Here is a 13152-nt window from a genome sequence, read left to right as displayed (position 1 = left end):
CAAATTGTAACTAATTATATGCGCCAACCTGAATGGATTGCTGCTATTCCACCGGAAAGGTTTTGATAAGTAACACGTTCCAATCCAGCCTGTTCCATCAGGGATTTAAGTGTTTCCTGATCTGGAAAAGTACGAATGCTTTCTGCCAGATATTGGTAGCTATCACGATCCTTGGCAATAATTTGACCTATACGTGGCAATACCTGAAAAGACCATGCATCATATAGAGGGCGTAAAAAGGGAATGATCAATTTTGAAAATTCAAGACATAAAAATCTTCCCCCCGGTTTCAACACCCGTCGTGCCTCTTCTAGAACTTGATTCTTGTGTGTACAATTTCTCAAGCCAAATGAAATAGTTACACGATCAACAGATCGATCAGGCAAACAAATTTTCTCCCCATCAACACAAAAAAGATGGATATTGTCCACATATCCAAGTTCAAGTGCACGTTCCTGACCTACGTGAAGCATACTGTAATTAATATCTGTTAAAAAAACCGTGCCACCTCCTCGATTTAACCAACCAAAACTTATGTCCCCTGTACCTCCAGCCAAATCAAGTAATGTTAAATTGGGGGTGGGATGCAGCTCTTGAATAAAAATCTGTTTCCAAACCCGATGAATGCCCAATGACATTAAGTCATTCATTATGTCATATTTTTGTGCGACACTATCAAAAACAGCCTTTACCATTGAAGGTTTTTCTTTATCATTAACTTGTCGAAATCCAAAATCGGTAATATGTTCGTTGGATTGAGAAGCGGTATCATTATTATTTTTCATACGATTAATTTTCAGAAAAACTTATGCCAGAATTGCCCGAAGTAGAAATAATTAGACGTGGATTGGAAAAAAAATTGACTAATCATACAATCCAAAGCGTTCAACGCCATCGAATTAACCTACGTCAATCTATACCTATAACATTAGAAACATGCTTGGCAAATACCAGAATTGTAAAATTTAATAAACGTGGCAAATATATTTTAATGGAATTAAACAACGGATTGACGGTTTTATTTCACTTGGGAATGTCTGGAAAAATTATCGTGCAACCTTCTGGATCAGGTTATGAAAAACAAAAACACGAACATCTAACGATATTAACCCATGAAGGTGAATGTCTTCAGTTTATAGATCCAAGGCGTTTTGGAATAATAGATTTGTTTCCAACAAATACGATACATAATCTTTTAAAAATGATGGGACCCGAACCTTTGCCCGATACAGGGATTAACGTTTCCTCTCACCAGGCGATATTATGTGATTATCTTCATGAAAAATTTAAACTTAAAAAACAATGTATTAAAAATACAATGCTTGATCAACGTGTTATTGCTGGGTTAGGTAATATCTATGTTTGTGAATCTTTATTTCTTGCTGGAATTTCACCTTTTCAAAGTGCGTGTGAATTAAAAAGACAAGAAATTCTGTTATTGATTCAATCCATTCAATCCATTTTGCTTAAAGCGATCGAGGCGGGAGGATCTAGTATGCGTGATTATGTTCATTCAAATGGTGAAAAAGGTTATTTCCAAATGCAATGGAATGTTTATGGTAAAGAAGGCGAATTGTGCAATTACTGTTTACAAAAGGGAAGAAAAACAGTTATAAAAAGAACGGTTCAGGCAGGGCGTTCAAGTTTTTATTGCGAAATTTGCCAAAAATGAAAAAATCATTGAATAATTCGCTTGACGTATGAACAGTAAGCTATTAATAACATGCATTAATGTGTAGTATTAATCCATTTAAACGAAAATAGACAAACAGGAAATCCATGGCGAATATCGCATCTGCGCGTAAGCGTATACGTCAAACTTTAAAACGCACTGAACGTAATAAGGCTCGCAAGTCGCGGGTTCGTACTTTTGTAAAAAAAGTTGAAGAAGCTCTTTTGGCAGGGAACAAAGAAGGCGCTGTTGAAGCACTTCGTCATGCACAGCCAGAATTGCAAAAAGCATGCACTAAAGGTATTATGCACAAAAATACTGTTGCTCGTAAAATTTCTCGCTTGGCAGGAAAGATCAAGAATTTAAAAACAGCTTAGTTATTGGCTTAAATATATACAGCAAATTACACATTTTGCTGTAAACACGCTTTATAAAAGAAAACCGACGAATGAATATCATTCATCGGGTTTTTTTTACGTTAAATGTTGAAATAATAAATTATAATCAAGAAAATTTTGGTACTTTATAAAAGTATAAAAGAGGTGTATTTTAAAGAAACCGTTATAAAACATCTGCTTACTTTTCATATTCAATAAGTTTTCTTCACGTATGTCCGAACCCACAAACGAATCTCAAGAATTTAAATTATCGCTTCAGGATGCAGACCCCAATACGCTTAAATCAATATTGGAAATACATTGGGGGCGTATTTGTAGCCGCCTGCAGGTTGAAGTTGGTGAGGTGGAATATCGTACATGGTTGAAGCAAATAACGCTTGGCGCAATTGATGAAGATGAACTGACCTTATATCTACCCACCCGTTTTCTAAGAGATTGGGTTAGAGCTCAATACAACAACAAGTTAAGTCAGTTATGGCATGCTGAACTGCCTCAAATTCGTCGAGTAGAGTTAAAACTGGCTTCAAAAATTGAAAATGATCAAATTTTATCTCATAAAAACAGTTCCGATGCGGAAAAATATTCTGGCATAGATAATATTAAAACAGAATTCTCAAACCAACAAAAATCAGATACTAAACTCAATCATGTTAAGGAAGCCCATTCTATAAATGTTATTAATAATGATACCAGTTTGGGAGATAAGGCAAAAGAAGAAGATAAGCTTCCTTTACATTTACAGTTAGATCCACGATTTACCTTCGAAAATTTTATAGTCGGTAAACCAAATGAATTTGCCTATGCGTGTTCAAGAAGAGTGGCTGAATGCCCTTCAAGCACAGGGTTTAATCCATTATTTCTATATGGTGGGGTAGGATTGGGTAAGACCCATTTGATGCATGCAATCGGATTTGAATTGGCAAAGGCAGGAAATATTTCAATTTCCTATATGTCAGCTGAAAAATTTATGTACCGTTTTATTGCCTCTATTCGTTCTCAATCCACAATAGAATTTAAGGAAGAATTGCGATCGGTTGATGTTTTGATGATTGATGATTTACAGTTTTTAATTGGCAAAGACAATACACAAGAGGAATTTTTCCATACATTCAATGCCTTGATTGATGCGGGTCGCCAAATCATCGTATCTGCCGATAAATCACCTTCTGATTTATCGGGGCTGGAAGATCGTTTGCGTACACGATTAGGGTGCGGAATGGTTGCTGATATTCATGCTACAACTTATGAATTAAGAATTTCCATTCTAGAAGCTAAGGCAGCATCCGCCAAGGTAGTTATCTCACCAAAAGTAATGGAATTTCTGGCTCATAAAATTACTACAAATGTAAGAGAGCTTGAAGGGGCTCTAAACCGTTTAATTGCACATGCAAATCTTTTTGGACGTCCCATAACACTGGAAGCAACCCAAGAAGTTCTTCATGATATCTTAAAATCCCATGAACGACGTGTTACAATTGAGGAGATTCAAAGAAAGGTTGCTGAACACTGCAATATTCGTCAAACGGACATGACATCTGCCCGACGAGCCCGTGCAGTTGCACGACCAAGACAGATCGCAATGTATTTGGCGAAACAATTAACAAGCAGGTCATTACCTGAAATTGGCAGAAAATTTGGGAACAGGGATCATACTACCGTGATGCATGCCATTAGTAGAGTGGCTGAATTGATGGAAAAAGATTCTGCATTTGCTGAAGATGTGGAGTTACTTCGCAGAATGTTGGAAACTTAAGACATTTTCCTATGGTATTTGTTTTAGAATACTGCTAAACATTATAATTTATAGCATTTTATATTGTTTATATATAACTTGAATAGGTTTTAGTTAATGAAACTAAAGGTTGATCGTACAATATTACTTAAGGCCCTGGCGCATATTCAAAGTGTGGCTGAAAAACGTAATACTATTCCCATTCTTGCCAATGTTTTAATTGAGGTTCAGGATGGACAAATGACATTAACTGCGACAGATATGGAAATCGCAATTGTTGAAACCATTCAAGCGGAATCATTGGAAAATGGCGCTGTTACCGCGCCGGCTTCGGTTTTATATGAAATTGTACGCAAGCTGCCTGACAGTGCTATAATCGAACTGACCCATACAAGTATTGATATGCCATTATCGCTAAGGGCGGGCAAGTATGTAACCAGCCTGAATGTACTGGATGTAGAAGAATTTCCTTCCATGACGTCTGGTGATTTTCCCCATAATTTTCAGATTTCAACAGAGGTGCTCAGAAAACTTATTGAACAGACAAGATTTGCTATTTCAACTGAAGAAACGCGCTACTATTTAAACGGCATATATTTTCATATTACAAACAGTGAAAACGAAAATAAATTATGCGCTGTCGCAACTGATGGTCATCGTCTAGCCAAGGTCGAATGTACAATGCCTGAAGGTGCAGAAAACATACCTGGTATAATAATACCCCGCAAAACTATATATGAAATATATAAATTGCTGGAAGAAGCGGAAGAAAATATCCAGATCATGTTATCTGATACCCGTATTCAGCTAAATTTTGGAAGTGTCACATTAACGTCCAAGTTAATTGATGGTACATTTCCGGAATATGAAAGGGTCATTCCCAAAAACAATACAAAGGTTTTACGGGTTGGAAAACAAGATTTTGCTACAGCTGTGGCAAGAGTGGCTGCAATTAGTATGGAAAGATCCCGTCCAGTCAAATTGTCTTTGGATAACAATTCCCTTGTTTTATCTGCGAGCAGCGTTGACCAAGGCAATGCAAAGGAAGAACTTGACGGTTCACAAGTTCAATATGAATCTACGCCGTTGGAAATTGGATTTCAAGCACGATATTTAAATGACATAACCGACCAGATTGACAATCAGGTAGAATTTATTCTTGCTGACAATTCAGCCCCGACAATTGTTCGTGATGTTGATGATCCTTCTGCATTATATGTATTAATGCCAATGCGGGTTTAATATTCTTATTTAGATGCTTATATAATGAGTATGACGAAGCTAGAACGTCTTACTTTAACAAATTTCCGTAATTTTGAACGACTTGTTTGGACTGTTCCAAGCCAAAAAATCGTGGCTTACGGTCCAAATGCAAGTGGTAAAACAAATTTGTTAGAATCGTTGTCCTTGTTGGTTCCTGGTAGAGGATTACGTAAAGCAAGAATTGAAGATTTGGCCAATAATAATAATCAGACTCAGGGATGGGGGATAGTAGGTGAATTTTCAAATCAGCAATATGATAGCAATTTTACACTTTCTACGGGCTGTTTTCCTTTTTCATCAAAACGACAATACAGGATTAACGGCAATATAATTCAAAATCAGAATGAAATTACCCGCTATCTTGCGGCTGTTTGGTTAACACCTCAAATGGATCGACTATTTTTAGAAGGTCCATCTGGTCGAAGACGGTTTCTTGATCAAATTATAATTAGTCTGGAGGGATATTATGCCAAAGAATTGGCAGCTTATGAAAAATCACTTTTTCAAAGAAATAAATTACTTTCAGCAAATGTGTTGGATCATAATTGGCTGAAAGCGGTTGAAGAATCAATGGCAAGACATGCCGTGGCTATAACTGCAGCGAGAATTAATTTTATCCAGCAATTAAATCAAATAAATATTATACAAAAAGCTTTTCCTGAAACCCTGTTAAAATTAAATTGTTCCATTGCCGATTATCTTATGAACCATCCTGCCTTGGTAACGGAAGACTATCTAAAACAGAAATGGAAAATGAATCGAGATCAAGATGCGGAGAATAGATCAACTGCTTTAGGTTGCCATCGGATGGATGTTGTCTTTTTTGAAAATAAAAGTAATATTTCTGCGCAGATGGCGAGTACAGGTCAGCAAAAAGCGATTTTAATTAGTGTTATATTAAAACTGCTTGAATTAATTAAAACAAATAAGAAAATTCAACCTTTGTTACTTTTGGACGAACCACTCACGCATCTTGATTCCTATCATAGGAAGATTCTGCTTTCCAGTCTTCTTGATATTGATAGTTTTGTTATTATCACAGGGAACGAGATATCTGATTTTTATGATTTTGAGAAAAACTATGATTTTTTAAACTTGAATCATGGAAAAATAGTATGATTATTTATTCTTTCTGGTAAAATAAATGTTCTTTTATGCGCATTATTACCCATCTGTTGTTTAATAAAAATAAATATAAATTTAATTATTTCTGGAGCCCCATTGAACATGGTTAATACTAACGATAATTCAATTCATTCATCTCATTTAAATAATGATAGTGATAATGAATATGATGCCTCTTCAATTTCTGTATTAAAAGGGTTGGAGGCAGTTAGGAAAAGACCCGGCATGTATATTGGAGATACAGATGATGGATCCGGATTGCATCATATGGTATTTGAAATCGTTGACAATGCCGTTGATGAAGCCCAAGCCGGATTTGCCGATCAGTGTATATTAACGTTATGTAAAGATGGCAGCATAAGAGTCAGGGATAACGGTCGTGGCATACCCACTGATATTCATCCTGAAGAGGGAATAAGTGCTGCTGAGGTAGTGTTGACAAAATTGCATGCAGGGGGAAAATTCAATCAGAATTCCTATAAAGTTTCAGGTGGGCTCCATGGGGTGGGTGCGGCAGTTGTCAATGCGTTGTCTGAATGGATGGAAGTACGTATCTGGCGAAATGGTAAGGAATATTTTATCCGTTTCGAAAATGGTGAAACAGTTCAATCCTTAACGGAAAAAGGATCAAGTGATGAACCGACTGGTACTGAAGTCACCTTTAAACCAAGTAAAGAAATTTTTACGCATATTGTATTTGAATTTGGAATATTAACTCGCCGCCTACGTGAACTGGCCTTTTTGAATTCAGGTATGGAAATAATCGTTACAGATGAACGTGAAGATGAAGTTATAAAGGAAGAATTCCATTACGAGGGTGGTCTAAGTGAATTTGTCAAATGGTTAACTAAATCGAAAAATAACCTTATTGATCCCATTACCGGTAGTTTCTATAACGAAAAAACCAACATTAAAGTGGAATGTTCCTTGGTATGGAACGATACCTATAATGAACATGTATTATGTTTCACAAACAATATTCCTCAAAAGGATGGTGGAACTCATCTCGCAGGTTTTCGTCAATCCCTAACACGTATAGTGGGAAAATATGCGGATGAAGTTTTAAATAATAATAAAAAAGGATCCCTTGGATTAATAGGAGATGATATGCGTGAGGGATTGACCGCCATATTATCTGTCAAAGTTCCTGATCCTAAATTTTCATCTCAAACAAAAGATAAACTTGTATCCTCGGAAGTTCAACCCGCTGTTCAGAATTCAATATCCGATATGCTCGGCCATTGGTTTGAAACCCATCCAAAAGAAGCAAAACTAATCATTTCCAAAGCGTTTGATGCTGCTTCAGCTCGTGAAGCAGCACGTAAAGCCAGAGAGCTTACCCGAAGAAAAGGCGTTCTGGACGTTTCTTCCTTACCCGGTAAATTAGCTGACTGTCAGGAAAAAGATCCTGCACAATCGGAAATCTTTATTGTTGAGGGAGATTCAGCTGGTGGTACTGCAAAACAGGGAAGGGATCGTCGTTTTCAAGCAATTTTGCCACTAAAAGGCAAAATCTTGAATGTTGAACGTGCACGATTTGACAGAATGTTAAATTCTGCTGAAATTGGTACGCTTATAACAGCCCTTGGAACAGGTATTGGTAGAGGAGATGTTGAACAAGGTGGCTTTTCTCTTGAAAAGTTAAGATACCACAAGATTGTTATTATGACAGATGCGGATGTGGATGGATCACATATACGTACATTATTATTAACTTTCTTTTTCCGTCAGATGCCTGAACTGATTGAAAAGGGATACGTTTATATTGCGCAACCCCCACTATACAGAGCAAAAAGAGGTAATGACGAACGATATTTAAAAAATGATGAAGCGCTTGAAGATTATCTATTGAAAAAAGCGATAAATAATACAGCTTTGTACTTGGCCGATGGAACAGAGCTTAGAGAAAACGAGCTTGAAAATCATGTAAAAGATTATTCATCTATACTTCATCGTTTGAGATTTTTTGAAAAATATGCACCTTTATGGATTCTCGAACAAGCGGTCATGTGCGGTGTTTTAAACGAAGATAATATGAATGACCCAAAATGTCGCCAGGAATTACAAGATCGACTTGACAGTTTATCCGCAAAATTAGAAAGAGGATGGGAAATCAGTGTTGAAGATGGAATGAAAATTCATCGTGTAGTGAGAGGTGTCAAGGAATCTTATTCTATACCTTTATCCATTATTAAAAGTAAAAATGCTGCTTGGATTAATCAGCACAGGCAAAAATTGATTACTGATTTTAATGAACCTGCAAACTTGTCCATTGATAAAAGAAATGAAAAAGTGAGCGGTCCATCTTCAGTATATGAATTGCTAATGAATAACGGAAAAAAAGGTTTGGCCATTAATCGCTTTAAAGGGCTTGGTGAAATGAATGATGATCAGCTTTGGAATACAACTCTTGATCCTGCTACACGGACTTTATTGCAGGTAAAAGTGGGGGACCTTGAAAATGCAGATGAAATTTTCACAACATTGATGGGTGATGTTGTGGAACCAAGAAGAGATTTTATTGTTGATAATGCGTTGACCGTTGCAAACCTTGATATTTGATTTCAATGTACTTTATTAAGTTAAAGATAAATTGAATATCAATATCCGTATTTTAATCCGTTATTGTTATTATTAATAAAATATTATTACATTCATTATTTTATTAGGGATATAGGTTAAAAAATGTTCTGTCCATTTTGTGGAAATGAAGATACCCAGGTCAAGGATAGCCGCTCCACAGAGGACGGGACTGCCATCCGACGTAGACGCATTTGTATTAAATGCAATCAGCGTTTTACAACTATTGAACGAATTCAACCAAGAGACTTGATGGTTTTGAAACGAAATGGACAAAGAGTTCCGTTTGATAAAGAAAAGCTTGTGCGTTCAATCGAACTTGCAATGCGTAAACGTCCTTTTAGGGCTACAGATATTGATCAGATTGCCAATAAACTAGAAAAACAATTTGTTGATTTAGGTGACAATGTTATTTCATCTGAATCTATAGGTGCTGCAACCATGGAAATGCTGAAAAAAATTGACAAGGTTGCCTATATACGTTTTGCCAGTGTTTACTGTGATTTTCAGGTTATTGAAGATTTTGCCGAACTTCTTCCTACCCTTGAACATCATGAAAAATAGTAGATTATAATTAATATAAGTTTTTTAATTTTAGGATGATAATGAGCGACCAAAAAAATATAATAAAGAGGCCAAGAACGTTAACCCGAATTGCAGCGGTCCAGGCTATTTTTCAATGGGAACAGGGTATTGAAAAAGCTGCAAATTTATTGATAGAGCAATTTCTGATTCATCGTATTTCACCTGATTTTCATGATGAAACTTATATTGATGGTAAAACTCATATCCCTAACATTCCACTTTTTACTTCTGTTGTTCAGGGATTTGTACATCGATCTCCAGAAATTGATACAATAATTAAATCATCGTTACCAAATGAATGGCCTTTTCAACGATTGGATCCTATTATTAGAGCCATATTAAGAGCTGCAGTTACAGAACTTTTACTTGATAATATTGAACCACCAAAAAAAGTTATTATCAATGAATATATCGATGTTTCACATGCGTTTAGTAATGGTGATGAATCTGTATTGATTAATGGAATTCTGAATAATCTTGCTAACCGTTTAAGGAAAGAGATGGAAAACAAGGCCTAATTTATGGAATTGCCACCCGAATTTCAGATTATTGATCAATATTTTAAAAAATTAAGTGGCCCTGAAGCTCTTGATCTCACAGATGATGCTGCAATAGTATCTTTGAATCAAAATGAAGAAATTGTTTTGACTATGGATGCTATGTCTGAAGGTGTCCATTTTTTCAAAAATGATCCAGCTGATCTTATTGCTCGCAAATTGTTGAGATGTAATATTTCTGATATAGCTGCAATGGGGGCAAAACCATATGGATATTTATTGGCATTATCACTTCCAGATCAATATTTTAACCACCAGTGGATGAATCTTTTCACAAAAGGATTGGCCCATGATCAAAAGAAATATGGTCTTTCTCTATTTGGGGGAGATACAACAAAAAATTTGAATAATATGACCTTATCAGTAACAATGTTAGGAAAAGTTAGAAAAGGTCAAGCAATACGTCGAAATACCGCTAAACCAACTGACGGGATTTGGGTGACAGGAACCATTGGTGATGCTGCCATGGGTTTATTAGCTTTGAATGGTAAAATATCTACCAATCAGTATTTTATTGATCGTTATCATATACCTCAACCCAGGATTGAATTATCATTAAATCAAATTGCATCAGCGGCCATGGATATTTCAGATGGTCTTGTACAGGATCTTAGTCACTTAACTCGAGAAAGTAGGGTTGACGCAGTTATATATACCAATTCAATACCATTATCAAATGAGGCTAAAAAATTTCAAAAGGATTATTTTCAAACGTATATTACAGGCGGTGATGATTATGAACTTATTTTTACAATACCTGTTAACAAAGAAAACAAAGCACTTGAAGAATCTAAACGTGTTGGTATCAAATTAACAAAAATTGGTTATTGTATAGAATATAACAATGGTCAAATACACATTTTGGATGAATATGATAATGAAATCAAATTAGGGAAATTAGGTTGGAGTCATATTTAAAATTTTAAAGAACTAATTGATAAAAATATATATTTTTTATAAAGTGAGTTGGCATAATATATATTATACGTTTTATATAATAACTTATTAACTTATCTCCATTAATTTTCATATCATTTTTAATGACAAAACTATCTAATTTTTTATAAATATTCAATCGTTAAAAAACTATTAACATATTTTTCTATAATTTAATTTAATTATTGATGGTGACCGAGTTTGTTCCGTTCACGACCGTGTTAATGGCCGTCCTGCCATAAGTCGTGGTTTTGCCTCAGCTCACCGATGCATCCCCTCTCGCTCCAAACGCAAACCCGTGCGCCCCTATATCCTCCCTGTTCCCGGAACTGGTCGTCTTGCTTCGACTGGTTCTGTATCCCGCATCCAGACTGATACCGGCCGGCATTGAATATCACGTCGTTCCCGCTGATACTGCTGGCCGTGGCTTTGATATCCTTCACCGCATTCACACTCACCTTTACAACATGAAATAGAAAATGAAAAAATTTAAATTATAAAAATAAACTTATTTATAATATTTATTTGACAATAAATATTTAAAAATCACGGTCTACAATTTAGATAAAAAGGAGTTTTGGATTTATGAAAATTGACCATTAAAAAACAAATAAATTTTATTTATATATCTTTTATAGAATGTCGATATTAAAAAATAAAAGTTTTCAAATGGTCATATTATTCCTTAATAGCAATAGATGAACTATCTAATCATTATATAACGAATAAATATGTAATATTATATATTTATAATTAGATTTAAAAATCAGATAATGCAACCCGTTTCCATTTGTTCGTAGCAACACACACATAGTGATAATTTGTATCGTCTTTAAATTCACCAGCACTACAATTTTCAGATGATGAAGATGGAGTGGAAAGTGAAATTTTTATTTTCTTTGCAGTAATCATTTCTGTTACATCAACATTTCCATCAAATTTATATTTATTTCCATACCGTAAATTAGTAAAATAAAAAGTGTCCTTATCTAAAGTTTGATTATAACCAATTCGATTGCTTTCACTTTCACTAATTTCACGTTGTTTATTAGAATTGTAAGGGTTATAAAACATATAAACAGTCTGGTTATTTCCATCCAAACTACCAGTCGGAAATGAAACAGGTAATGAGGATGAAATACTTACCCCTTTTTTCATGGTAGGTTTTACATCAAAAAAAGTTTCAGTCTTTCCAACACGAAATATAGGTTGAGTTTTTTGAATATCCTCAGAATTTTCAGGGTCTTTCGTATTGATAGTATCTCTAGTTTTAATATCATAAAAATCAAATCCTCCTCTATCTCCAAGAGGATCAATATTAGTAAATTCAGTATGTGCATTTCCAGGATAGAACATATTCCATGTTTGCATAGTACCTTGTCCCGTTACTCTTTTCTCACTGTCAATATACCCTGCTGCTGCTGTTAAAATCGGACTACTAATTGAGGATTTGAAAATGATATAATTATTTTTATCAACTACTATCCCTAGTTTAATATTTTTACCTTGAACAGTTCCTAATGCAACACCACCTTCATATCCTAGTGGATCAAATATAACCTGTCCTGAAACAGAACTATTATTTGAACCAAAATTTAATTTTGAAGTTTTATTAAGTGCATTGTTTTGAGATATTTTGGTTTTATCTTCTGCATGAATGTTAGATAATTCAAAACCTTTAATTATCAATATGAGGCTTGTAAAAACCTGCAATATTCCCTTTAAAGTCATTTAATTCAACCCAAGAAAATTATAAAAATAAATTAATTTAAAAATAATGTTTAATTAATGAAATTTTATGTACAAAAAGCGCGAAACATTAATTAAGCATATTGTCACAAATAATTTTTTAAATACACGTACCATATCAATTTAATAAAAATATACCACTAACATCGTAAAAGAAACCTATATTACTATTATTAATCAAATATTTATTAATTGTTAAAAACTCTGATTTAATTAAGTTTAATAGTACACAAGAAATAAAAAGTATTTTTATAAATAAAAAATTTAAAAATTTTTTTAATCATTTATTTAATAAAGTTTTTTACATTATAGGATATGATTTTAATTATTTAAAATAATGAACAAATCTTATGCTTTTACTTTTTTTCATCTTCCCTGCATTCAGGTTGACATTACCCTCGGTTGATATAATGTCACTGGCCGTATGCAGGGAATTGGATGTCGATTTTTTTTCAGTGTCGTTCTTTTGGCCAATTTGTACGCTCAATTGCGCCTCGTTCATGAAAAAACCGAATTTTTTCGCCTGGTGATAACCATATGTTAAATTCAATTATC

Annotated in this window: 13 protein-coding genes; 9 read left to right on the top strand and 4 right to left on the bottom strand. The window is 34.5% G+C overall.

What is annotated here, in order from left to right:
* Nucleotides 1–14: 14 nt before the first annotated feature.
* Complete coding sequence (locus H3T46_RS01470; RefSeq protein ID WP_198197214.1) at nt 15–785, bottom strand: class I SAM-dependent methyltransferase; 771 nt, start codon at nt 783–785, stop codon at nt 15–17.
* 23 nt (nt 786–808) lie between these two features.
* On the opposite strand from H3T46_RS01470, the gene mutM reads away from it, so the two are divergent.
* The 9 genes from mutM (at nt 809) to thiL (ending at nt 10830) form a co-directional block, all read left to right on the top strand.
* A complete protein-coding gene (gene mutM, locus H3T46_RS01465) occupies nt 809–1672 on the top strand; it encodes a bifunctional DNA-formamidopyrimidine glycosylase/DNA-(apurinic or apyrimidinic site) lyase (RefSeq protein ID WP_198197213.1) in 864 nt (287 codons plus the stop codon).
* A 107-nt stretch (nt 1673–1779) separates the two neighbouring features.
* Nucleotides 1780–2049 carry a 30S ribosomal protein S20 gene (gene rpsT / locus H3T46_RS01460; RefSeq protein WP_198197212.1) on the top strand — a complete coding sequence of 90 codons (270 nt, stop codon included), beginning with the start codon at nt 1780–1782 and terminating at the stop codon, nt 2047–2049.
* Between the two features lie 232 nt (nt 2050–2281).
* A complete protein-coding gene (gene dnaA / locus H3T46_RS01455) occupies nt 2282–3823 on the top strand; it encodes a chromosomal replication initiator protein DnaA (RefSeq protein WP_198197211.1) in 1542 nt (513 codons plus the stop codon).
* 96 nt (nt 3824–3919) lie between these two features.
* Nucleotides 3920–5044, top strand: a complete 1125-nt coding sequence (gene dnaN, locus H3T46_RS01450; protein WP_198197210.1) for a DNA polymerase III subunit beta — start codon at nt 3920–3922, stop codon at nt 5042–5044.
* A 24-nt stretch (nt 5045–5068) separates the two neighbouring features.
* Nucleotides 5069–6184 (top strand): DNA replication/repair protein RecF, encoded by a 1116-nt coding sequence (gene recF, locus H3T46_RS01445; RefSeq protein ID WP_198197209.1) that lies wholly within the window; start codon nt 5069–5071, stop codon nt 6182–6184.
* 108 nt (nt 6185–6292) lie between these two features.
* Nucleotides 6293–8752, top strand: a complete 2460-nt coding sequence (gyrB, locus tag H3T46_RS01440) for a DNA topoisomerase (ATP-hydrolyzing) subunit B (RefSeq protein WP_198197208.1) — start codon at nt 6293–6295, stop codon at nt 8750–8752.
* A 123-nt stretch (nt 8753–8875) separates the two neighbouring features.
* Nucleotides 8876–9334, top strand: a complete 459-nt coding sequence (gene nrdR, locus H3T46_RS01435) for a transcriptional regulator NrdR (protein WP_122123554.1) — start codon at nt 8876–8878, stop codon at nt 9332–9334.
* Between the two features lie 41 nt (nt 9335–9375).
* Nucleotides 9376–9873, top strand: a complete 498-nt coding sequence (gene nusB, locus H3T46_RS01430; protein WP_196424697.1) for a transcription antitermination factor NusB — start codon at nt 9376–9378, stop codon at nt 9871–9873.
* Nucleotides 9874–9876: 3 nt separating this feature from the next.
* Nucleotides 9877–10830: a thiamine-phosphate kinase gene (thiL, locus tag H3T46_RS01425; protein WP_155568084.1), complete on the top strand. Its 954-nt coding sequence runs from the start codon at nt 9877–9879 to the stop codon at nt 10828–10830.
* A 274-nt stretch (nt 10831–11104) separates the two neighbouring features.
* Here the strand turns inward: thiL and H3T46_RS08970 are convergent, their stop codons facing one another.
* From H3T46_RS08970 to H3T46_RS01415, 3 genes are all read right to left on the bottom strand, one after another.
* The gene (locus H3T46_RS08970; protein WP_255550275.1) at nt 11105–11236 is read right to left on the bottom strand and encodes a hypothetical protein; all 132 of its coding nucleotides are present in this window, start codon (nt 11234–11236) and stop codon (nt 11105–11107) included.
* 371 nt (nt 11237–11607) lie between these two features.
* A complete protein-coding gene (locus H3T46_RS01420; RefSeq protein ID WP_198197207.1) occupies nt 11608–12579 on the bottom strand; it encodes a hypothetical protein in 972 nt (323 codons plus the stop codon).
* Between the two features lie 343 nt (nt 12580–12922).
* A complete protein-coding gene (locus H3T46_RS01415; protein WP_198197206.1) occupies nt 12923–13099 on the bottom strand; it encodes a hypothetical protein in 177 nt (58 codons plus the stop codon).
* Between the last annotated feature and the right edge of the window lie 53 nt (nt 13100–13152).

The sequence above is a fragment of the Commensalibacter sp. M0133 genome, from assembly GCF_016101485.1.
In the GTDB taxonomy this organism is placed as follows: Bacteria; Pseudomonadota; Alphaproteobacteria; order Acetobacterales; family Acetobacteraceae; genus Commensalibacter; species Commensalibacter melissae.
The sequence above is the reverse complement of the archived record's forward strand: the minus strand, read 5'-3'. Positions and strand labels throughout refer to the sequence as shown.